15 protein-coding genes are annotated in these 22,843 nt (G+C 70.1%); 8 read left to right on the forward strand and 7 right to left on the reverse strand.

Features of this window, described 5'->3' with window-relative positions; all coding sequences use genetic code 11:
• Window positions 1-13 precede the first annotated feature (13 nt).
• Window positions 14-1,525 carry an amino acid permease gene (locus IE258_RS25800; protein WP_189747211.1) on the forward strand — a complete coding sequence of 504 codons (1,512 nt, stop codon included), beginning with the start codon at window positions 14-16 and terminating at the stop codon, window positions 1,523-1,525.
• Between the two features lie 73 nt (window positions 1,526-1,598).
• On the opposite strand, the gene IE258_RS25805 is transcribed toward IE258_RS25800, so the two are convergent.
• The gene (locus IE258_RS25805; protein ID WP_189747213.1) at window positions 1,599-1,976 is read right to left on the reverse strand and encodes a PIN domain-containing protein; all 378 of its coding nucleotides are present in this window, start codon (window positions 1,974-1,976) and stop codon (window positions 1,599-1,601) included.
• Between the two features lie 98 nt (window positions 1,977-2,074).
• On the opposite strand from IE258_RS25805, the gene IE258_RS25810 reads away from it, so the two are divergent.
• The gene (locus tag IE258_RS25810) at window positions 2,075-3,103 is read left to right on the forward strand and encodes a PLL family lectin (protein WP_189747215.1); all 1,029 of its coding nucleotides are present in this window, start codon (window positions 2,075-2,077) and stop codon (window positions 3,101-3,103) included.
• A gap of 58 nt (window positions 3,104-3,161) precedes the next feature.
• On the opposite strand, the gene IE258_RS25815 is transcribed toward IE258_RS25810, so the two are convergent.
• A complete protein-coding gene (locus IE258_RS25815; RefSeq protein WP_229892417.1) occupies window positions 3,162-4,271 on the reverse strand; it encodes an LCP family protein in 1,110 nt (369 codons plus the stop codon).
• Between the two features lie 326 nt (window positions 4,272-4,597).
• On the opposite strand from IE258_RS25815, the gene IE258_RS25820 reads away from it, so the two are divergent.
• The 5 genes from IE258_RS25820 to IE258_RS25840 all read left to right on the forward strand — a co-directional run bounded on the left by IE258_RS25820 (window position 4,598) and on the right by IE258_RS25840 (window position 14,776).
• Window positions 4,598-5,650 carry a PLL family lectin gene (locus IE258_RS25820; protein ID WP_229892418.1) on the forward strand — a complete coding sequence of 351 codons (1,053 nt, stop codon included), beginning with the start codon at window positions 4,598-4,600 and terminating at the stop codon, window positions 5,648-5,650.
• A 389-nt stretch (window positions 5,651-6,039) separates the two neighbouring features.
• The gene (locus IE258_RS25825) at window positions 6,040-7,737 is read left to right on the forward strand and encodes a stealth family protein (protein ID WP_506417436.1); all 1,698 of its coding nucleotides are present in this window, start codon (window positions 6,040-6,042) and stop codon (window positions 7,735-7,737) included.
• Window positions 7,734-10,487, forward strand: a complete 2,754-nt coding sequence (locus IE258_RS25830; RefSeq protein ID WP_189747224.1) for a bifunctional glycosyltransferase/CDP-glycerol:glycerophosphate glycerophosphotransferase — start codon at window positions 7,734-7,736, stop codon at window positions 10,485-10,487. The genes IE258_RS25825 and IE258_RS25830 overlap by 4 nt, the downstream gene beginning before the upstream one ends.
• 21 nt (window positions 10,488-10,508) lie before the next feature.
• Window positions 10,509-11,984 carry a glycosyltransferase family 2 protein gene (locus IE258_RS25835; protein ID WP_189747226.1) on the forward strand — a complete coding sequence of 492 codons (1,476 nt, stop codon included), beginning with the start codon at window positions 10,509-10,511 and terminating at the stop codon, window positions 11,982-11,984.
• A 50-nt stretch (window positions 11,985-12,034) separates the two neighbouring features.
• Window positions 12,035-14,776 (forward strand): bifunctional glycosyltransferase/CDP-glycerol:glycerophosphate glycerophosphotransferase, encoded by a 2,742-nt coding sequence (locus IE258_RS25840; RefSeq protein ID WP_189747228.1) that lies wholly within the window; start codon window positions 12,035-12,037, stop codon window positions 14,774-14,776.
• 83 nt (window positions 14,777-14,859) lie between these two features.
• On the opposite strand, the gene IE258_RS25845 is transcribed toward IE258_RS25840, so the two are convergent.
• From IE258_RS25845 to IE258_RS25865, 5 genes are all read right to left on the reverse strand, one after another.
• Entirely contained in the window at window positions 14,860-16,989 is a 2,130-nt protein-coding gene (locus IE258_RS25845) for a 3-hydroxyacyl-CoA dehydrogenase NAD-binding domain-containing protein (protein ID WP_189747230.1), read from the reverse strand.
• Window positions 16,986-18,203: a thiolase family protein gene (locus IE258_RS25850; protein ID WP_159328994.1), complete on the reverse strand. Its 1,218-nt coding sequence runs from the start codon at window positions 18,201-18,203 to the stop codon at window positions 16,986-16,988. The genes IE258_RS25845 and IE258_RS25850 overlap by 4 nt, the downstream gene beginning before the upstream one ends.
• A gap of 249 nt (window positions 18,204-18,452) precedes the next feature.
• Window positions 18,453-19,739 carry a ribonuclease D gene (locus IE258_RS25855; protein ID WP_189747233.1) on the reverse strand — a complete coding sequence of 429 codons (1,287 nt, stop codon included), beginning with the start codon at window positions 19,737-19,739 and terminating at the stop codon, window positions 18,453-18,455.
• Window positions 19,740-19,940: 201 nt separating this feature from the next.
• Window positions 19,941-20,603: a response regulator transcription factor gene (locus tag IE258_RS25860; protein ID WP_003972894.1), complete on the reverse strand. Its 663-nt coding sequence runs from the start codon at window positions 20,601-20,603 to the stop codon at window positions 19,941-19,943.
• 292 nt (window positions 20,604-20,895) lie between these two features.
• Complete coding sequence (locus IE258_RS25865) at window positions 20,896-21,612, reverse strand: DUF3000 domain-containing protein (protein ID WP_159328992.1); 717 nt, start codon at window positions 21,610-21,612, stop codon at window positions 20,896-20,898.
• Between the two features lie 151 nt (window positions 21,613-21,763).
• On the opposite strand from IE258_RS25865, the gene hemE reads away from it, so the two are divergent.
• Window positions 21,764-22,831, forward strand: a complete 1,068-nt coding sequence (gene hemE / locus IE258_RS25870; RefSeq protein ID WP_189747235.1) for a uroporphyrinogen decarboxylase — start codon at window positions 21,764-21,766, stop codon at window positions 22,829-22,831.
• Window positions 22,832-22,843 lie beyond the last annotated feature (12 nt).

Genomic DNA, 22,843 nt, shown 5'->3' on the forward strand with positions numbered 1-22,843 from the left:
GTGGGAGGTCCCCGTGAGCAACACCCTGTTCAGGACGAAGAAGATCGAGCAGTCCATCCGTGACACGGAGGAACCGGAGCACGCGCTCAAGAAATCCCTGTCGGCGCTGGACCTGACCGTCTTCGGTATCGGCGTCGTCATCGGCACCGGCATCTTCGTACTGACCGGCACCGTCGCCAAGAACAACGCCGGACCCTCCGTGGCCCTGGCGTTCGTGGTCGCCGGCGTCGTCTGCGCGCTCGCCGCGCTGTGCTACGCCGAGTTCGCCTCCACCGTCCCGGTGGCCGGCTCCGCCTACACCTTCTCCTACGCCTCGCTGGGCGAACTGCCCGCCTGGATCATCGGCTGGGACCTGGTCCTGGAGTTCGCGCTCGGCACGGCGGTGGTGGCCGTCGGCTGGTCGGGCTACATCCGCTCACTGTTGGACAACGCGGGCTGGCACATGCCGGCGGAGCTGGGCGGACGCGACGGCGCGGACGGCTTCGGCTTCGACATCCTCGCCGCCGCCCTGGTGCTGGTGCTCACCGCCATCCTCGTCCTCGGCATGAAGCTGTCGGCGCGGATCACCTCACTCGTCGTCGCCATCAAGGTGGCGGTCGTCCTCATCGTGATCATCGCCGGGGCCTTCTTCATCAAGGGCGCCAACTACGACCCCTTCATTCCGAAGTCGCAGCCCGTCGAGGCGGGCGGGGGACTGCACTCACCCCTCATCCAGCTGATGTTCGGCTGGGCGCCGGCCAACTTCGGCGTGATGGGCATCTTCACGGCCGCCTCGGTCGTCTTCTTCGCCTTCATCGGCTTCGACATCGTCGCCACCGCCGCCGAGGAGACCAGGAACCCGCAGCGCGACATGCCCCGCGGCATCCTCGGCTCCCTGATCATCTGCACCCTGCTGTACGTCGGCGTCTCCATCGTCGTCACCGGCATGCAGCACTACACCAAGCTCTCGGTGGACGCCCCGCTCGCCGACGCCTTCAAAGCCACCGGGCATCCCTTCTTCTCCGGGGTGATCAGCTTCGGCGCGGCCGTCGGCCTGACCACGGTCTGCATGATCCTGCTGCTCGGCCAGAGCCGGGTGTTCTTCGCGATGAGCCGCGACGGACTGCTGCCGCGCTTCTTCTCCCACGTCCACCCGAAGTTCCGCACCCCTTACCGGCCGACCATCCTGCTCGGCGTGGTCATCGCGATCGTCGCCGGCTTCACCAGCCTCAGCGAGCTGGCCGAGCTGGTGAACATCGGCACGCTCTTCGCCTTCGTCATCGTCGCGATCAGCGTGATCATCCTGCGCAGGACCCGGCCGGACCTGCCGCGCGCCTTCCGCACCCCGCTGGTCCCGGTGCTGCCCATCGTCTCCGTGGCCGCCTCGCTGTGGCTGATGCTGAACCTGCCCGCCGAGACCTGGGTCCGCTTCGCCATCTGGATGGCGATCGGCTTCGTCGTCTACTTCCTCTACGGCCGCACCCACAGCCGCCTGGCCCGCGGCGAGGAGACCCCGGCCGCCCCGGGCAAGCCGTCCGGCCCGTAGCCCCACCGATTCCTCCACACCGGACCCCGCACGCGCACCGCGTGCGGGGTCCGCCCTTGTACGCGGCCGGGTCTCACCCGGGCCGCACCGTCCTCGGCCCCGCCACCTCCGCCCCCAACTCCGTCACCCGGCGGCGCAGCTCGCGGTCGGCCGTCACCACCAGCACGGGGCGGTCACCGGCCGCCCGCGCGACCAGCTCGACGATGTGGTCGTCCCCGCTGCCGGGCGCGGACTCCACCCGCACGCCGGTCACGGACTCCACCCCGCGGGCCGCACCCTCGACCACGAGTACGACCTCCGCCGGCCCCGCCCGCACCGGCACCCCGTCCGCCGCCAGCCGGTCCCGCAGCCGCTCCGCGGCCCCACGCCGGTCCCGCCACCAGCCGTCGGGCACCGAGCCGACGACGTTCGCGGCGTCGACGACCACGAGCAGGGACGCGTTGTCTTCCATCCCGCCAGGGTCGCACGGCTCCGTCACCGTCCCCTCTCGGCACGGTGACGGCCGCACCCGACCGACACGGAGCCGACGGTCCCGCTTAGAGTGATGCGGTGAATGGCGACTGGCTTCTCCTCGGCCGCGACGGCCGCCTCAGTGTGTACCTCCCGTCGAACGACGCCGCCCTGTGGCGTGCCGAACGCGCGCCCGCGGGCCACTGGGAGGCCCCGCGCCGCATCGGCGGCGACCAGGAACTGCGCCCGGACGGCGGCCTCGCGGTCGGCCGGGGACCGGACGGCTACACGCATCTGGTCGCCTGGCGCCCCACCGGCGCCGGCCGCTGCACCCTCGTCCACACCACGCACTTCCGCCCGCTGCTCGCGCCCCTCGACTGGCAGCCGGTCGGCCACCCCAACAAGCAGGGCGACCGCACCGGAACCCCCGCCGTCGCGGTCGACGCGCAGGGCCGCGCCCACGTCTTCGTCCGCAACGGGGGCGGCGGCCTGAGCATGGTGGCCCAGCAGGAGAAGGGCGGCTGGGAGCCGTGGCGCGACCTGAAGGGCCGTGGCGTCCAGGAGTCGCCCGCGGCCGTGACGGCCGACTCCGGCCTGGTCGAGGTGTACGCACCCGTCGAGGGCGGCATCCTGCACTGGCGCCAGGACAAGCCGGGCGCGCGACCGGTGCTGGGGGAGCGTCTCGACGCGGCCGTCCGCCCGGGCACCCTGCGCGCCCTGGCGACCTCCGCGGAGCACACCACGGTCTTCTTCACCGACGCCGGCACGGGTGAGCTGTGCGCCTGGCGTCCCGGCGGAAAGCCCGTACCCCTGGTGACCGCCGTCGGCCCCGGCCCCGTGGCTGCCGTCCGCACCGTCATAGACGGCCACGACTGCACGCTGCTCGCCCAGCGTTCGGCCGCCGGCGGCCGCGTCGCCTTCGCCGCGTACCCCACGGAACTGGAGGAGATGGGCGCGGCCTGGACCGAGTCGGGCCCCGCCCTGCCGTCCGACGCGACCGTCTCCCTGACCCTGGACGCCGACGCCCGCCTGGTGGCGGCGACCCTGTCCCCGTCGGGCGGACAGCTACTGCTGTCCCGACGCAAGGACGAGGCGGGGCTGGCGCTGGGGGCGTGGGAGGCGGTCTGAGCGACCGTCGTCCGTCAGGGGAGCGGGGTTCTTCCCTGACGGACCGACCGGCCGAGGGTCAGGAAGTCTTGCCGCCCGCAGGGGACTTCTTCGCCGACTCCGGGATGTCCTCGTCGCTGCGGATCGCCTTCCAGAGCGTGGACGCCTGCGGCTCCGCGGCCACCACCCGGTTCGGGTCGATCTTGTCGTACGCCACCGGCAGCATGATGGTCTCCATCGTGGACGGGTCCACCCCGTTCAGACTGCGTCCGAAGTCCGCGAGCGCGGTGAGCGACGCGAGTTCGGAGTCGGTGGTGAGAGCCGCGGTGAGCGTGTCCGCGATCTTGTAGGTCTTGGTCGGGCTGCCCAGGAGGTCCTGCTTCTTGATCTCGCTCAGCAGGGCGATCATGAACTCCTGCTGGAGCCCGATCCGCCCGAGGTCGCTGCCGTCACCGACGCCGTGCCGGGTGCGGACGAAGGCCAGTGAGTCCGTGCCGTTCAGCTTGTGCGTGCCGGCCGTCAGGTCGAGCCCGCTGGACTTGTCGTGGATGTCCTGGTCGACGGTGACGGTGACGCCGCCTATCGCGTCCACCAGATCCTTGAAGCCCGCGAAGTCGATCTCGACGTAGTGGTCCATGCGGACCCCGGACATCTTCTCCACCGTCTTGACCACGCAGGCCGGACCGACCTGCGAGTAGACGGAGTTGAACATCACACGCTCGGCCGAGGCCACCTCGGAGCCGTCCGGCTTGGTGCACTCGGGCCGGGTCACCAGGGTGTCCCGCGGAATGCTGACGGCGACGGCCTCCTTGCGCCCCTCGGGGATGTGCATCACCAGCGCCGTGTCCGAACGGGCCCCCGCGACCTTGCCGGTGTTCAGTTCGGCGTTGTCGCCCGCGCGCGAGTCGGAGCCGAGGATCAGGACGTTCTGCCCGGAGGTGGGGAGCTTCTCCGGCCGGTCCTTGCCGATGGCGTCATTGATGTCGACGCCGTTGATGTTGCCGTTGAGGTCGCTGTAGAGCCAGTAGCCGGTACCGGCCGCGGCGACGACGAGTACGGCCAGGCCGAGCAGGATGTTACGGCCGGTCCGGCGCTTCTTCTTCCGGTTCTTCCCGGCTCTTCGGCTCCCGCGCCCCTCGCTCGGCGATTGAGGGGCAGGCGGCACGGGGGTGCTCAGGTCGTGGCTCACGGCGGGTCCTCGCAACTCGTGCCCAGAGGGCAGGAGCAGCTGGCCGCTCCCGTGAGGGGCCGGGTCGGTGCTGCTCGGCTGACGCTTGGTTGGCATTGAACTATAGACACCCGATCGAGCACGCGTACGACCGATGTGCCCGGTGTGCGCCCCGACAGGACACTGGGACACCTGTTCGGTCGTGCGTATGATGTGGCGAATTCTGGAGTCATCTGTGGACACCAGGACCGGCGTGGGAGGGGACGGTACACATGCGCGGCAGAGGTGCGCAGGCGGTGGACCGGGGGGCCCGAACCGGTGTCGCGGCCGAGGTGCGGCCTCAGCGCGTGTCCGTGACGTCCGTGGCCACGGGGTCGTGGCTGCTGCGTGGGCACGACGACCGCCTCAGTGCGTATGCGCTGGTCGAAGGCGGTGTGCACCGCTGGACCGAGACCGCGGTGGGCAGTGCCCGTTTCAGCGGGCCGGACTTCTTCCCCGTCCAAGGGCTGACGTGCCTCGCCGTGGCCCAGGGAGCCAACCGCTACGCGCACTTCATCGGGCGGAGGGAACGGTCCGGCGGTGACGGACCGAAAGCCGATCTGGTCTACGCCGTGCAGTACCAGACGGGGCGGACGCTCGGCGACTGGCGTTCCCTCGGCAACCCCTTCCGCGATCCGAGGGAGGCGGCGAGCCTCGGTGCGCCGGCTGCCGCCGTGGACGGGCAGGGCACGGTCCACGTCTTCGTCTCCGGCGGCCCCGGTGGGGTCATGCTGCGCCGCGAGGCCAGGAGCGGGGCCTGGGAGACATGGAAGGACCTGCGCGGCGGCGCGGTCGCGGGCGGACTGAGCGCCGCGGCGAACACGGTCGGACTGGTCGAACTGCTCGCGCCGGGACACCGCTCGGTCATGCACTGGGTGCAGACGGAACCGGGGGCGGATCTTCGCCGGGCGCAGGATCTCACCCCGGCCCCCGTACCCGGCTCGGCCGCGCTCCTCGAGACCGCGCCCGGGGTGTTCACCGCCTACTGGTCCGAGCAGAGCGGCACGGGTGTCTACGCGCAGCGACCCGGTGAGTGGGCCTTTCCAGCCGGCGGGGCGCCGGGAGAGGGGACCCACGCCACCCTCCGTGCCACCGTCGACGGCTACGACTGCACGGTCCTCGCCCACCAGGGACGTACGGGAACGGCCGTGTTGGGCGTGTGCGGCACCGGTGCCGAGTCCGGTGGGCTGTGGTGGACCGACACCGGGCTGGCCTGCGTCGGTACTCCGGCGCTGGCACTGGACGGGCACGGCCGGATCGTCATGGCGATGGTCGCCGCGGACGGCGCCGTCCTGGTGAACAGGCAGCGGCCGGAGCCGGGACTGACCCTCTCCGACTGGAGCCGCCTGCCCAGTAGTTGAGCGCGCACCCCTACAGCATGTTGCGCTGAAAGTCCAGAGCGGCAAATGGTTGTATCCGTTGCATGTGGCGATCGTCACGCGCCACAACCTGTCTGCCGGCTGTCTTGATCTGGACTTTTAGGAAACCATTATGTGAAAGTTTGATGGATTGCCGGTGTGTGGCGATCGTAGTCGAATCGGGGGTGATGGGCCCCCGTGTCTGGGAATGCGTGCTTCTTCTGATCCAAGGCGCCACACAGCGAGGTGTGGATGCCCTTGGGAGGGCAGCGCTGCTGGGTACGGATGGTGGATGCCTCGTGGGTGGCTCGGACAACCCTGAAGCCGGAGCGCTGGTCTCGGCGTACCGGTCTGCGGTCCCGACCGGCGCGAGGCGGCGCATCGTCCGCGGGGTGCCGACCCCCGTCCGCAAGGCGGTGAAGTCCTCGCTCACCGCCGCCGACTCCGTACGCTCGGCCGCGGTGGTCTGGGCGATGGGGGGCAAGCGCAATGCCCCCCGGCACAGCCCCGCCCACTCCCGGCGAGTCGTCCGGGTGGGCCGTCGCCACATGCGTGCGCTGCTGGTCGAGGGGGCGACGGACTGGGCCGCCCGGGCCCGCAACCTCAACATCGTGGTCTCCGTCCTGGAGTCGGCGGGCATCGACTACTTCTGCGTGCGCGGCACGAACAGCGGACTGCCCGCCGTCGCCGTCCCCGCCGCATCCCGCTCGCTGGTGGAGGAGATGCTCCGGCTGGCCTTCGCCCAGGCCCCGGGCTACGTGGGACCGGCCGCCGGCAGTGAGGCCCGGATGGAGCCCGGCGACGAGGAGCGGTCCTGGCGGCAGCTGCGCAACCACAAGGTGCTGAGGGTCGCCTGGTACGTGTGCGACCCGACCCAGCAGCTGGTCTTCGGTGCGGCCAGCGGATGCGACATCGAGATGTGGACGGAGCGGGACGGGGAGCTGCATGCTCCGCGGCCGAACCGGGTCATCGACGCGGTACCGGTGAGCGCCGCGCGCAAGTCCGCGCCGCAGAGCCTCTTCAGCCCCATACCCCCGGCGTACCGCACCGGGAAGGCCCGGACGCTGGCCGAGTTCGCCGTGCCGCTCCCCGAGGACCACCAGTTCCCCATCGACGTCGTCTACACCTGGGTGGACGACTCGGACCCGGTCTGGCGGGCGTCGCGCGACCGGGTGCGCCGGGGGTTCTCCGTGGACGGTCTGCACGAGCAGGCGGCGAACGACTCGCGGTTCACCAGCCGCGACGAACTGCGCTACTCACTGCGGTCGCTCCACCAGAACGCACCCTGGGTACGCAACATCTACCTCGTGACGGCGGGCCAGGTGCCGTCCTGGCTCCAGACGCAGCACGCCAACCTCCGGGTGGTGGACCACCGGGAGGTCTTCTCCGAGGCTGCCGCCCTGCCGACGTTCAACTCGCACGCCATCGAGAGTCAGCTGCATCACATCCCGGGACTCTCGGAGTGCTTCCTCTACCTGAACGACGACGTGTTCTTCGGTCGGCCGGTCACGCCCGCGCACTTCTTCCACCCGAACGGCATCACCAAGTTCTTCACCTCGCCCGCGTTGATACCGGGAGGAGCCGCCTCCCCGGAGGACCTTCCGGTCAATGCCGCGGGAAAGAACAGCCGTTGGCTCATCGCCCAGAAATTCGGTACCGCCATTTCCCAGAAGATGAAGCACACCCCGCACGCGCTGCGCAGGAGTGTGCTGCAGGAGATCGAGGAGACCTTCGTCCAGGAGCATGCCGCCACCCAGTATTCACGTTTCCGCTCGCCCGACGACGTGCCGATCGCCTCCTCGCTGCACCACTATTTCGCGTACCACTCGGCGCGGGCCACGGTGGGGGAGATCCAGTACCGGTACATCGACCTCTCGGCGGATCTCGCCGAGCGGCGCCTCAACACGCTCCTCGCCAACCGGAACATGGACACCTTCTGCCTGAACGACACGGTGGAAGCGGCTGACCCGGAGGCGCAACGGATCATGCTGGATCGTTTCCTCAGGGCCTACTTCCCGGTGCCCAGCCCCTATGAAGTGGCGGACCGCAAGAACGCCATCGAGCCTGCGAGTGAGCTCCACCGCGCATGAACGCCTATGACGTCACGCTGGTCGTGCCGGTGTACAACGTGGAGCAGTACCTCCAGGAATGTCTGGATTCCATCGCCGCGCAGACGGTGTTCGAACGCTGTGAGGTCCTGCTCGTCGACAACGGCAGCACGGACGGCTCCTACCGGCTCTGTGCCGAGTTCGCCCGTCGGCACCCCAACATCACGGTGCTGGTGCGCCGCGGCGGGGGCGCCGGGGCGGCGCGCAACCTCGGGATGGACCGCGCGACCGGCGCCCACATCACCTTCTGCGACTCCGACGACATCCTGCCGCCCACCGCGCTGGAAAGCATGCTGGAGGCTGCCACCACGACCGGCGCCCAGGTCGTGGTGGGGATGATGGAGACCTTCCCCAAGCCGACCAACTGGGCCTGGAAGGGATACTTCGGCAAGGGCGACCGCACGTTCGGCAGCGTGGCGGAGATGCCCGAGCTGGTGCACAGCGCGAGCGCCTGCAACAAGCTCTTCGACCTCGCCTACCTGCGCTCCCACGGCATCCGCTTCGCGGAAGGCGTCCACTTCGAGGACGCCTACGTCGGCGTGGCCGCGCTCGTACTCGCCACCCGCCTCGCCCTCGTCGACCAGTGCGTCTACCAGTACCGCAAGCGTGCCGCGGGCAACTCGACCATGGACGCCATCTGGACGCGGCGGCAGAACTACTGGGACCACCTGCAGTTGGTGGAGTACCTGCACCGCATGCGCGGGGGCCTGCCCGATCTCTCGCGGGCCGTGCTCGACCTCTTCCTGGTCCGGAGCTACCAGGGCTTCGCGCTCCGGGCTCCCGACCTCTTCCAGGGGGCCGAACTGGAGGACATCTACTCGCGGTGCCGTGCGGTCTACCAGGACGTCGAACCGGATCTGGTCCTCAGGGCCACCGCCGACGCCCGTCACCGCGTGGCCTACCTCGCCTTCGCCACCGGGGACTTCGCTCTCTTCGCGGACCGTGCGTCCCGACTGGGCAAGCTCTCCGTGCGCGACGGCAGCGCCCACCTCTTCGGCGACCTTCCGGACCGGCTGGCCCCGTTGGCACGGGCCACGCCCTTCACCGCCCACCTCGAGCACGTCCGACAGGTGCCGGGAACCGGAGTGCTGAGGCTCTCCGGGCGGTTCGACGTGGGCGGCATGCCCTTGGTCCGGCCGCTGGACGGGCACCTGAGCCTGCGCGTACGCGGGAGCCGTCTCAGCGTTCCCGCCACCCAGGTCCGCCGCCGGGACATGAGGAACACGCGACCGGACACCGAATGGGGCGGCTTCACCGCGGACCTGCCCCTCGGCTCCCTGCGCCAGGGCGTGCACGACCTGGAGTTCGCCGTCGACGCCGAGGGCGGCCAGGCGGTCACCCCGTGTCTGGTCGCCGCGGGCTACCTGCGCGGGGCACGCGTCGTCGAACACGGTGGGGCACGTGTGGTGCCGCACTGGAAGGGGAAGAACCGGGCGATCCTGATGGTCCTGCGGACGGCCGGCCGACTCGGCGGACGCAGCGTGCTGGGGGGCCTCCTCGCCAAGGACGCCAAACACGTTCTGCGCCGCCGGCCCTTCTGGAAGCAGCGCCTGATCCGGTTGCTCACGAAGCCGCTGAAGCCGCTGTTCCTGGGGCGGGACATCTGGCTGTTCGGTGAGCGGGGCGACACCGCGCAGGACAACGGCTGGCATCTGTTCCGCCATGTGCGCACCGCCGGAAAGCGGCGCGGGGCGTACTACGTGATCCGGGCCGGCAGCCCGGACCGGGCCCACCTGGCCGGGCTCGGACACGTCGTCGCGCACAGTTCCTGGAAGCACAAGCTTCTGATGCTGCACGCCGCGGCCCTGGTCAACGCCTACGACATCGACACGTACATGCTGCCCGACGGCTGGGACCGGACCCGCTACCTCAAGCACCTGAGCTGGCGCGTGGGCGCCCGCCGGGTCTTCCTGCAGCACGGAGTGACGGACAAGGACGTCAGCAAGGGCCTGCACCGCAACCGCACGGGTGTCGATCTCATTCTCGCGGTGAGCCGGGACGAGGGGCGGTTCCTGTCCCGGGAACTCGGCTACGAGGAGCAGGTGTCGGTCAGCGGTTTCCCCCGCTTCGACGCGCTGACCCCCGGTCGTGGCAGTCGCACGATCCTGTTCATGCCGACGTGGCGCGCCTATCTGACCGTCGCCTCGTACAGCCGTGACGGCGGTGGCCGCGAGGCGCGACAGGCCGCGCGCGACCGGTTCCTGGCCTCCGGCTACCGGGACTTCATGGTCCGCCTCCTGAGCAACCCGGACTTGCTGTCCGCGCTCGACCGGTACGACTACACCCTGGAATTCCTGCCGCACTACGAAATGCGCGCGATGGTCGGCGACATGGTGCCGGACCGGAAGCGGGTCCGGATTCTCGACCAGAACGAGATCAGCGTGCAGGATGCCATGCGACGTTGCGATCTCTTCATCACGGACTGGTCGTCCACCGCGTTCGACGTCGCATACCTGGGCACGCCTTTGGTCTACGCGCAGTTCGATGCCCACGAATACTGGGACGGGCATTACCAGAAAGGATACTTCGACGCCCGCCGGGACGGATTCGGGCCGGTGTGTGAAACCGTCGAAGAGACCGTTGCCGAAGTGGTGCGCTACATGTGGGCAGATTGTGTGCGGGAGCCCGAGTACCTGCGACGGGCGGAGAAATTCTTCGAGTACCGGGACCGGCAGAACAATGTGAGGGCCTCGGAAGCGATCGACAGCCTCGTTCGGGGGTCGAAGCATTGATGTGGTGTTCCAGGAGGAAGTATGTCCCAAGCCAACCGTGACGTGACAGTCGTCGTGCCGTTCCGTGACGTCCAGAACCACTTCGGCGCGTTTCTGGAGTCGGTGGCCGCGCAGACGGCGTTGACGCGTGCCCATGTGATCCTCGTCGACAACGGCAGCACCGACCAGTCGGTGGTGATCGCGAGCGAGTTCGCCGACCGGCACGCCAACGTCGACCTGGTCGCCCAACCCGAGGGCAGGGCCGGGGACGCGCGCAATTTGGGCATGGACATGGCTACCACGCCGTACATCGCCTTCTGGGATGCCGACGACGTCGTGCCCGAGCGTTCCCTGGAAGTGCTCCGGAACACCATCGTCAGGAGCAGGGCCACGGTTGTCGTGGGACGGGAGAAGCACGTTCCGAAGCCGGTCAAGGCACCCTGGCACAAGTACTTCGGCAAGAACGTCAAGACGGTGAGCAGCGTCGTCGACATTCCCGACCTGATCCACTCGGCGTCCTGCTGGAACAAGATCTTCGACCTCGATCTGCTGCGTTCCCAGGGCATACGGTTCGGTACCGGAACCGCCTTCGAGGACGCCTACGTCTCGCTACCCGCGCTGCTGCTGTCGGAGCGCATCGCGCTGGTCGATGCTCCCGTGTACGAGTACCGCAGGCGCGGTGACGGCACCTCCGTCATGGACACCATCTGGGACCTTCCGCAGAACTACGCCGACCAGTTGGTGATGTTGGAGTACCTCGCGGCCATGCGCCAGACACTCACGCCGTACCAGCAGGAAACGCTGGAACGGTTCCTGGTCCGCAGCATGCAGGGCTTCCTGCTGAGGGCGCCCCGCGTCTTCGGAGAAGCCGACTGTCGACAGCTCTTCGAGCGCTGCCGCACGCTCTACTGGGGGATCACGTCCGAGCAGTTCGCGCGCAGCACGCACGACACCAGGCACCGGCTCCCGTATCTCGCACTGCACTTCGGGGACTTCGACCTCTTCTACCGTCCGGCGTCGGTCCTTGGACCGGTCTTCGGCCGTGAGGGGGACCTCTACGTCGACTACCCGGGGACGTCCTGGGGGCTGCCGCTGACGAAGGTCACGTCGGTCCCGGCCCGGATCGAGGGCGTCGCCGCGGGAGACGGCGGGACGGCGGTGATCCACGGCCGCTTCTCCGTCAACGGGATCCCCGACGAACTGCTGGCCAAGCTGGAACTGCAGGTCTGGTTCGAACGCAGTGGCAAGACCCTCCCGGCGGTGAACCACGGGCACTCCCACGACCGGCCGGACCAAGCGGGAGCGGTCTTCAGCGTCGCCGTCGACCCTCGGCAGTTCCCGGCCGGCTCCTTCCCCGTGCGCCTGGTCGTGTGCACCCGGGGCAGGGACGTCTCGCGCCCCTGTGCCGTCTCCCCGGCCCTTACCCAGCATCCGCCCGTCAACGGATTCCACGGCCTCGCGCGGATCACTGCCGAGGGCGGGAACGCACACCTGGTCGTCGAGTCCAGCCAGCACTGACCAACGCCCGCTCCAGAAATGGGGTATTCGTCAGAAATCAGGAGTCATTCGTGTTCGATCCCCTCTATGCCGTCGCCGTCGTCGTCCCCATCTTCAACGTGGAGAGATACCTCCCGGAGTGCCTGGACTCGCTGGCCCGCCAGACGATCTTCGACCGCTGCCAGGTGGTCCTGGTCGACAACGGCAGCAGCGACAGCTCGCCCGCCATCGCGGCGGAGTTCGCGGCACGGCACCCCAACGTGTGGGCTTTCGTGCACGCGGAGGGAAAGGCCGGTGGGGCCAGGAACGCGGGCATGGACCTGGTCAGCGCCCGGTACATCACCTTCTGCGACTCCGACGACGTCCTGCCTGAAGACGCCCTGGAAACCATGTGGCGGACTGCGGTCAAGGAGCAGGTGCCGCTCACCATCGGACGGATGGAGACCTTTCCGGAGGAGACCAACTGGCCCTGGCTGCGCTATTTCGGCAAGCAGGTGCAGGTGCACCCCGGAATCGAGAACATTCCGGAGATGATCCACGGTGGAAGCGCCTGCCACAAGCTCTTCGACATCGAGTTCATCCGCGCCAACAACATCCGGTTCCGCGAAGGCGTGCACTTCGAGGACGCGTTCTTCTCGGTGCCCGCCATGCTGCTCGCGGATCGCATCGCGATGGTGCCGAGCACGGTGTACAAGTACCGCAAGCGCGCGGCCGAGGACTCCACGATGGACAAGCTGTGGGAGCGTACGGCGAACTACTGGGACCACCTCCTCCTGGAGGAGTACCTGATGACCCTCCGCTCCCGCCTCTCCGGCCACCGGCAGGAGGTCCTCAACCGGTTCCTGGTGCGCAGCTACCAGGGGTTCGCCCTGCGCGCGCCGCAGGTGCTGCCCGAGGAGGAGCTGTACCAGCTCTTCCAGCGCGCCCGTGCCGTCTACACACTGGTGACACCCGACGCGGTCCTGGCCTCCACCCACGACGCCCGCCACCGGGTGCCGTTCCTCGCGATGTACATGAACTGGTACGAGCTCTTCGCCCGCCCGGACCAGGCCGTCGGCGGTGTGTACGGACGCGGCGGAGACCTCTACCTCGACGTGGCGGTGCCGAGTGCACTGCTTCCGCTCACGAAGGTCTCCTCCACCAGCGTGCACGTCGAACGGATCCAGGCGGATCCGGAGTCCGGTGGAGTCCTCGTCGCCGGGCGGTTCGTCCTCAACGGACTCCCGATGGGCCGCCCCATGCGCAACCGACTGCAGCTGTGGGTGGAGAAGAGCGGGCAGATGGTGCCCGCGCGGCAGGTCTGGCGCAGTGACCTGCTCGCCACCCGCGACGACCTCGCCTGGGGCGGGTTCGAGGCGGTCGTCCCGGCAGGCGCACTCAAGGACGGCGAGTTCCCGCTGAAGCTGGTCTTCTGCACCTCCGGCCGTGATGTCTCGCGCCCGTGCATGACCACCACGGCGATGTTGCGCAGCGCCCGGCCGATGAAGGTCGCGGACCGCTGGGTCCTTCCGCTGTCGAAGGGCAAGGACAACGCCGTACTGGTGGTGCGGGAGGCGCGGGGCCGGGACGGGGACAAGGACTGGGAGGACTTCCTGGAGGGACTCGACCAGGACCAGAAGAAGCGCAAGGCACCCTTCTGGCGCGCCCGCGCCATCCGGCGGGCCACGCTCCGGTTCTACCGCCGCAAGGAGATCTGGCTGATCGGCGAGCGCCGGGACACCGCACAGGACAACAGCCTGCACCTGTTCACCTACCTGCGTAAGCACGAGCGCCGCCGCAAGGCCTACTACGTCATCGAGAAGGGCAGCGCCGACCGGGCCAAGCTGAAGCGCCTGGGGAACGTGGTGGCGCACAGCTCCTGGAAGCACAAGCTCCTCATGCTGCACGCCTCCCTGCTCATCAACGCCTACGACATCGACTCGTACATGCTCCCCGACGGCTGGGACCGCACGAAGTACCTCAAGCACCTCAACTGGCGCATCGGAGCCAGGCGGGTCTTCCTCCAGCACGGGGTCACGGACGAGGACGGCAGCAAGGCGTTGCACCGGAACCGGACCGGCGTGGACCTGGTCTTCGCGACCAGTGACCGGGAAGCACAGTACTTCTCCGAGCACATGCACTACGGCGACCAGGCCAAGGCACTCGGCTTCCCGCGCTTCGACGCCCTCCAGCCGGACCGCGGCCGCAGGCGCGTCCTGCTGATGCCCACCTGGCGCAAGTACCTGACGATCCCGTCCTACCTCCAACAGGACGGCGCCGACCAGAACGCGGTCGACGAGATCTTCCGGGAGTCGACCTACCGCGAATTCATGGTGCAGCTGCTCCGCCACCCGAAACTGATGGAGGCGCTGGAACACTACGACTACGTGCTCGACTTCCTTCCGCACTACGAGATGCGGAACATGATCGACGGCGTGGTGCCGGACCATCCCCGCGTGCAGCGCCTGGACCAGACCAAGGTCAGCGTGCAGACGGCGCTGCGCCAGTGCGACCTGTTCATCACCGACTGGTCCTCGGTCCACTTCGACATGGCCTACCTCGGCACACCGCTGGTCTACGCCCGGTTCGACCCGGACGAGTACTGGGCGAAGCACGCCAGGAAGGGGTACTTCGAAGCCGCGTACGACGGGTTCGGCCCGGTCTGCGGCAACGTCGAGGAAGTGGTGACCGAAGTGATCCGGTATCTCAGCAACGGGTGCGTCCGCGAGCCGGAGTACGACTACCGGGCACGCTCCTTCTTCGCCTACGCGGACCGCAACAACTGCGCCCGCGCGACGGCTGCCATCGCCGAACTCGCCGCCTCAGACGGGTAGAACGGACGAAGGGGCGCGGGACGCCCGCACGACCGGCCACGGCCGGTCCGCGGGCGCCCCGCGCCCCTTCGACGACGGACCCGCTACGCGGGCACGCTCGCCACCCCCGCCTCCAGGAACCGCCCCCCGTTCACCCGCTCCGAGACCCCCTCGCGGTCCAGGTACGGCGTGATGCCGCCCAGGTGGAAGGGCCAGCCCGCGCCGGTGATCAGGCAGAGGTCGATGTCCTGGGCCTCGGCGACGACGCCCTCGTCGAGCATGAGGCCGATCTCCTGGGCCACCGCGTCCAGGACGCGGTCGCGGACCTGGTCCTCCGTCAGGACGGTGTCGCCCTGCTTGAGGAGCGCGGCGACCTCCGGGTCCAGCTCGGGCTTGCCGCTGTCGTAGACGTAGAAGCCGCGCTTGCCGGCCTCGACGACCGCCTTCAGGTTCGGGGAGACCGTGAAGCGCTCGGGGAAGGCCCGGTTGAGGGTCTCCGAGACGTGCAGGCCGATGGCCGGGCCGACCAGCTCCAAGAGGACCAGTGGGGACATCGGCAGGCCGAGGGGCTCCACCGCCTTCTCCGCCACCGGCACCGGCGTGCCCTCGTCGATGACGTTCTGGATCTCGCCCATGAAGCGGGTCAGGATGCGGTTGACCACGAACGCCGGGGCGTCCTTGACCAGGACCGCGGTCTTCTTCAGCTTCTTGGCGACGCCGAACGCCGTGGCCAGCGAGGCCTCGTCGGTCTGCTCGCCGCGGACGATCTCCAGCAGGGGGAGGATCGCGACCGGGTTGAAGAAGTGGAAGCCGACGACCCGCTCGGGGTGCTTCAGCTTCGAGGCCATCTCCGAGACGGAGAGGGAGGAGGTGTTCGTGGCCAGGATCGCGTGCGCGGGGGCCACCGCCTCGACCTCGGCGAAGACCTTCTGCTTGACGCCCATCTCCTCGAACACGGCCTCGATGACGAAGTCCGCGTCCGCGAAGCCCTCGGCCTTGTCCAGGACACCGGTGACCAGCGCCTTGAGGCGGTTCGCCTTGTCCTGGTTGATGCGGCCCTTGCCCAGCAGCTTGTCGATCTCGGCGTGGACGTAGCCCACGCCCTTGTCGACGCGCTCCTGGTCGATGTCCGTGAGGACGACCGGGACCTCCAGGCGGCGGAGGAAGAGCAGGGCCAGCTGGCTGGCCATCAGGCCGGCGCCGACGACGCCCACCTTCGTCACCGGGCGGGCCAGCGACTTGTCCGGGGCACCGGCGGGGCGCTTGCCGCGCTTCTGGACCAGGTTGAAGGCGTAGATGCCGGAGCGCAGTTCGCCGCCCATGATCAGGTCGGCGAGGGCCTGGTCCTCGGCGTCGTAGCCCTGCTGGAGGTCGCCGTTCTTGGCGGTGGCGATGATGTCCAGGGCGCGGTAGGCGGCCGGGGCGGCGCCGTGCACCTTGCCGTCGGCGATGAACCGGCCGCGCGCGACCGCCTGGTCCCAGGACTCGCCGCGGTCGATCAGCGGACGCTCGACGGTGATCTCGCCCTTGAGGACGGACGCCGTCCACAGCAGCGACTGCTCCAGGAAGTCCGCGCCCTCGAAGATCGCGTCGGCGATGCCGAGTTCGAAGACCTGCTTGCCCTTGAGCTGCTTGTTCTGGTTGAGGCTGTTCTCGATGATCACGGAGACGGCCTTGTCGGCGCCGATCAGGTTCGGCAGCAGCGTGCAGCCGCCCCAGCCGGGGACCAGGCCGAGGAAGACCTCGGGGAGGGAGAAGGCCGGGAGGGCCGCCGACACCGTGCGGTAGGTGCAGTGCAGGCCGATCTCGACGCCGCCGCCCATGGCCGCGCCGTTGTAGTACCCGAAGGACGGCACCGCGAGGTTCGCCAGGCGCTTGAGGACGTCGTGACCGCCCTTGCCGATGGCCAGCGCGTCCTCGTGCCGCTTCAGCAGCTCGACGCCCTTGAGGTCGGCGCCGACCGCGAAGATGAACGGCTTGCCGGTGACGCCGACGCCGACGATGTCGCCGTCCGCGGCCTCCTTCTCGACCTGGTCGAGGGCGGCGTCGATGTTGGCCAGCGACTGCGGGCCGAGCGTGGTCGGCTTGGTGTGGTCGTGGCCGTTGTCCAGGGTGATCAGCGCGAAGCGGCCCGCGCCCAGGGGGAGGTCGAAGTGGCGCACGTGGGCGCTGGTGACGACCTCGCCGGGGAACAGCTCGGCCGCACCCTTCAGCAGCTCTGCGGTGGTGCTCACTTGTCCCCCTCGAAGTGCGGGTTCTCCCAGATGACCGTGGCGCCCATGCCGAAGCCGACGCACATGGTCGTCAGGCCGTAGCGGACGTTCGGCTGTTCCTCGAACTGGCGGGCCAGCTGCGTCATCAGGCGGACGCCCGAGGATGCCAGCGGGTGGCCGAAGGCGATGGCGCCGCCGTACTGGTTGACGCGCGCGTCGTCGTCGGCGATGCCGTAGTGCTCCAGGAACGCGAGGACCTGGACGGCGAATGCCTCGTTGATCTCGAACAGACCGATGTCGGAGATCGACAGGCCCGCCTGCGCCAGCGCCTTCTCGGTGGCCGGGATCGGGCCGTAGCCCATGACCTCCGGCTCGACGCCCGCGAAGGAGTACGCGACCAGGCGCATCTTCACGGGGAGGTTGTTCTCGCGGGCGAAGTCCTCGCTCGCGATGAGGGAGGCGGTCGCGCCGTCGTTCAGACCGGCCGCGTTGCCCGCGGTGACCCGGCCGTGCACGCGGAACGGCGTCTTCAGGCCCGCCAGGTTCTCCAGCGTGGTGCCAGGACGCATCGGCTCGTCGGCGGTGACCAGGCCCCAGCCCGTCTCACCGGCCTCTTCGTTGGTGCGGCGCACCGAGATCGGCACCAGGTCGGCCTGGATCTGGCCGTTGGCGTACGCCTTGGCGGCCTTCTCCTGCGAACGCACCGCGTACTCGTCGGCGCGCTGCTTGGTGATCGACGGGTAGCGGTCGTGCAGGTTCTCCGCGGTCATGCCCATGAACAGGGCGGACTCGTCGACCAGCTTCTCGCTGACGAACCGCGGGTTCGGGTCGACGCCCTCGCCCATCGGGTGGCGGCCCATGTGCTCGACACCGCCCGCGATCGCGACGTCGTACGCCCCGAAGGCGACGGACCCGGCCACCGTGGTGACGGCGGTCAGGGCGCCCGCGCACATGCGGTCGATGGAGTAGCCCGGGACCGAGGTGGGCAGGCCCGCCAGGATGCCGGCGGTGCGGCCGATGGTCAGGCCCTGGTCACCGATCTGCGTGGTCGCGGCGACGGCGACCTCGTCGATCTTCTTGGGGTCGAGACCGGGGTTGCGGCGCAGCAGCTCCCGGATCGCCTTCACGACCAGGTCGTCGGCGCGGGTCTCGTGGTAGATGCCCTTCGGGCCCGCCTTGCCGAACGGGGTGCGGACGCCGTCGACGAAGACGACGTCCCTGACGGTACGAGGCACGATGGCTCTCCTCCAGGGTGCGGGATGGCACTGCTGCGGCACGCATGCACTGAGCGCGCGCTCAGCCCCATGCTACTTATGAGTAACGTAGCTGCCCAGTCCCCCCGGCGGGAGCGGCGAAGGTCACACCGCCCGTCACACCACCGGAGGACCCGGTCACCCGGGCGCCCGCTGAGGTGGCCGCCCCAGGGAACGCCCCCGGGCGCCCCGGAACCGCACCGCGACCTTGGCCGGAGTCCGCCGTTCCTGCTACGCCGCCTCCCGGCCCAGCGCCGCCACCAGCACCGGTGTCACCTGCTCCACCTGCCAGGGCCGGGCCCCGTGTCCGGCCAGCGCCGCGCCCACGGACTCGGCGTCGACCACCGCGGGCGGCTCCCAGCAGACGCGGCGCACCGTGTCCGGCGTGATCAGGTTCTCCTGGGGCATACCGAGCCGCTCGGCCAGCGCCGTCACCGCCGCGCGCGCCGCGGTCAGCCGGGCCGCGGCGGCCGGGTCCTTGTCGGCCCAGGCCCGAGGCGGCGGGGGGCCGGTCACCGGCTGGCCGGGCTGCGGCAGCTGCGACTCGGACAGCGCCCTGGCCCGGTCGACCGACAGCTGCCACTGCTCAAGCTGCCGACGGTTCACCCGCCCGAACCCGTTCAGGGCGGCCAGTGCGTGCGCGTTGGCCGGCAGTGCGAGCGCGGCCTCGACGATGGCCGCGTCCCCGAGCACCTTGCCGGGGGAGACGTCCCGGCGCTGCGCGATCCGGTCCCGGGCCTGCCACAGCTCCCGGACCACGGCGAGCTGGCGGCGCCTGCGCACCTTGTGCATGCCGGACGTACGACGCCAGGGGTCCTTGCGCGGCTCGGGCGGCGGAGCCGACGCGATCGCGTGGAACTCCTGCCGGGCCCACTCCAGCTTGCCCTGGCGGTCCAGCTCCTTCTCCAGGGCGTCCCGCAGGTCGACCAGCAGCTCGACGTCGAGCGCGGCGTAGCGCAGCCAGGGCTCGGGCAGCGGGCGCGTCGACCAGTCGACGGCCGAGTGGCCCTTCTCCAGGACGAAGCCCAGGACGTTCTCCACCATCGCGCCGAGGCCGACGCGCGGGAAGCCGGCGAGCCGCCCGGCCAGCTCGGTGTCGAAGAGGAGGGTGGGCACCATCCCTATTTCCCGCAGGCACGGCAGGTCCTGGGTGGCGGCGTGCAGCACCCATTCCGCGTCGGCGATCGCCGCGCCGAGGCCGGAGAGGTCGGGGCAGGCCACCGGGTCGATCAGGGCCGTGCCCGCGCCCGCACGGCGCAGCTGCACCAGGTACGCGCGCTGGCCGTAGCGGTACCCGGAGGCGCGCTCGGCGTCGACGGCGACGGGGCCGCTCCCGGCGGCGAAGGCGGCGGTCACCTCGGCGAGGGCGTCCGCGTCGGCGATCACCGGCGGAATGCCCTCGCGCGGTTCGAGCAAGGGGATCGGCGCCTGACTCGCAGAAGATCCGGCGTCGTCCGGAGGGGCGCCTCCGGTGGTTCGCAGTGGACGGTCTGCTGCGGTTTCGTGGGCGTCGGTCACCTGTCAAGGGTATCGGTGGATCGACCGAGCCCGCCGACGGAACGTTCCGTCGGCGGGCTCCGGGGGGTCGTAAACCAGTCAGGTCAGTGAAAGATCCGCTTCACTGCGTCGGTGGGGAAGGGGAGAAGGAGGGGGGAGGGGAGGGGGCGGAAGAGGCGGGGAGGGGGAGTCGGGGAAGCGCGGGGAGCGGGGGAAGTGGGGTCAGTGGATGATGCCCGTGCGCAGGGCCACCGCGACCATGCCGGCCCGGTCCCCCGTGCCGAGCTTGCGGGCGATGCGGGCCAGGTGGCTCTTGACGGTCAGGGCGGACAGGCCCATCGAGACGCCGATCGCCTTGTTCGACTGGCCCTCCGCGACCAGTCGCAGCACCTCCACCTCGCGGCCGGAGAGCTCGCGGTAGCCGCCCGGGTGGCTCGGGGCGCCCGGGGGGCGGCGGTGCAGGCGGGCGGCGGCGGCGCCGATGGGGGCGGCGCCCGGCCGGGTGGGGAGCCCGACGTTGGTGCGGGTGCCGGTGACGACGTAGCCCTTGACGCCGCCGGCGAGGGCGTTGCGGACGGCGCCGATGTCGTCGGCGGCGGACAGGGCGAGCCCGTTGGGCCAGCCCGCGGCGCGGGTCTCCGACAGCAGGGTCAGACCGGAGCCGTCGGGGAGGTGAACGTCGGCGACGCAGATGTCGCGGGGGTTGCCGATGCGGGGACGAGCCTCCGCGACGGACGAGGCCTCGATGACGTCGCGCACACCGAGTGCCCACAGGTGGCGGGTGACGGTGGAACGGACGCGCGGGTCGGCCACGACCACCATGGCGGTCGGCTTGTTCGGGCGGTAGGCGACCAGGCTTGCAGGCTGCTCGAGGAGAACGGACACCAGGCCTCCTGGGGTGCGGGGACGGGGCCGGCTCATGGGGTTGAAGCCGGGACGAACCGTGCTTTCAAGGTCACAGTCGTCTTCGGCACCGAAGGCGTCCGCCTTTAGAGAATGATCACGATCTGGTGAGTAACAATCCGAGCAATTCGGACACGCTGTCGATCATTCGAAGATCGAACGGTTTCACACTTTGTCGATACGAGGCCGAAAGTGGCCGTGTCGACAAAGTGACGGAACCTGCTCCAGGCGTGCGGACCCCCTTGTCCGGAACGATGAACGACGGTCGGTGCGGTCAGCGCGACTGCGGGCCGCGCCGCTGCGGCAGCGTCACGACCGAGGCGTCACCGGGGGCAGCCGGCGGCAGGCCCGCGACCTGGGCCAGCAGATCGCACCAGGAGGCGAGGTGCGCCGCGGTGTCCGGGACGCCGCCGAGACCCTCGCGCGGCGTCCAGGACGCCCGGATCTCGATCTGCGAGGCGGACGGGCGCGCCGAGAGCCCTCCGAAGTAGTGGGAACTCGCACGCGTGACCGTGCCGCTGGGCTCGCCGTACGTCAGCCCGCGCGCCTGGAGCGCGCCGGTCAGCCAGGACCAGCACACGTCCGGCAGCAGCGGATCGGCCGCCATCTCCGGTTCCAGCTCGGCCCGCACCAGCGTCACCAGGCGGAAGGTCCCGTGCCAGGCGTCGTGCCCGGCCGGGTCGTGCAGCAGTACCAGCCGCCCGTCCGCCAGGTCCTCGTCGCCGTCGACGACCGCGGCCTCCAGCGCGTACGCGTGCGGGGCGAGCCGCTGCGGTGCGCGGGTCGCCTCCACCTCGATCTGCGGCCGCAGCCGCGCGGCCCGCAGCGCCTCCACGGCGGCCGCGAAGGCCGGCGGTGCCGTACTTCCGCCGCTCCCGCCGTTCCCTCCACTTCCGTGGTGACTCCCCTTGTGCCGGGCCTCTTCCTCGGTCCCCTTCGCGTCGTCCATTCCGCCAGCGCCGTCCGACAGTCGTCCCTGAGCCGCAGCCATGCGGGGAACATTAAGCGGAACGGCGGCCCGGCGCAGGGAGGGACACCCGCGTGCGGACGCGATGTCCGGATCACGCGGTCTTGCGGGGGCGCGCGGGAGCCGCCCCACCCGTGGTCCGGTGCTGTTCCGGGGCCGTGCGAGACTTGCCGGTGTGAGTGCCAACCAGAGCCCCGCGGGCCAGCCGCCGACCGCCACGTACGACTCCGCGTTCCTCAAGGCGTGCAGGCGTGAGCCGGTGCCGCACACCCCGGTGTGGTTCATGCGGCAGGCCGGGCGCTCGCTGCCGGAGTATCTGAAGGTGCGCGAGGGCGTCCCGATGCTCGAGTCCTGCATGCGGCCGGAACTCGTGGCCGAGATCACCCTCCAGCCGGTGCGCCGGCACGGGGTGGACGCGGCGATCTACTTCAGCGACATCGTGGTCCCGCTCAAGGCCATCGGCATCGACCTCGACATCAAGCCAGGTGTCGGCCCGGTCATCGCGAACCCGATCCGCAGCCGTGCGGACCTCGCGCGGCTGCGCGACCTCACCCCCGAGGACGTCGCCTACGTCACCGAGGCATTCGGCCTGCTCACCCGCGAGCTGGGCGCCACCCCGCTGATCGGCTTCGCGGGCGCGCCGTTCACCCTCGCCAGCTACCTCGTGGAGGGCGGCCCGTCCCGCAACCACGAGCACACCAAGGCCCTCATGTACGGCGACCCGCAGCTGTGGGCCGACCTCCTGGACCGCCTCGCCGGCATCACGGCAGCCTTCCTCAAGGTGCAGATCGACGCGGGCGCGAGCGCCGTCCAGCTCTTCGACTCCTGGGTCGGCGCGCTGTCCCCCGCGGACTACCGCCGCTCGGTGCTGCCCGCCTCCCGCAAGGTCTTCGAGGCCGTGTCCGGGTACGGCGTGCCGCGCATCCACTTCGGCGTCGGCACCGGCGAGCTGCTCGGCCTGCTCGGTGAGGCCGGCGCGGACGTCGTCGGCGTCGACTGGCGCGTCCCGCTGGACGAGGCGGCCCGCCGCGTCGGCCCCGGCAAGGCGCTCCAGGGCAACCTGGACCCGGCGGTCCTCTTCGCCGGGCAGGAGGCGGTCGAGTCCAAGAGCCGCGAGATCCTGGACGCGGCGGCGGGCCTGGAGGGCCACGTCTTCAACCTCGGCCACGGCGTCCTGCCGACCACCGACCCGGACGCGCTGACCCGCCTCGTGGAGTACGTCCACACGCAGACCGCGCGCTGACGCACTCCGCCG

It is taken from the genome of Streptomyces tendae (assembly GCF_014650435.1).
GTDB classification, from domain to species: domain Bacteria; phylum Actinomycetota; class Actinomycetes; order Streptomycetales; family Streptomycetaceae; genus Streptomyces; species Streptomyces tendae.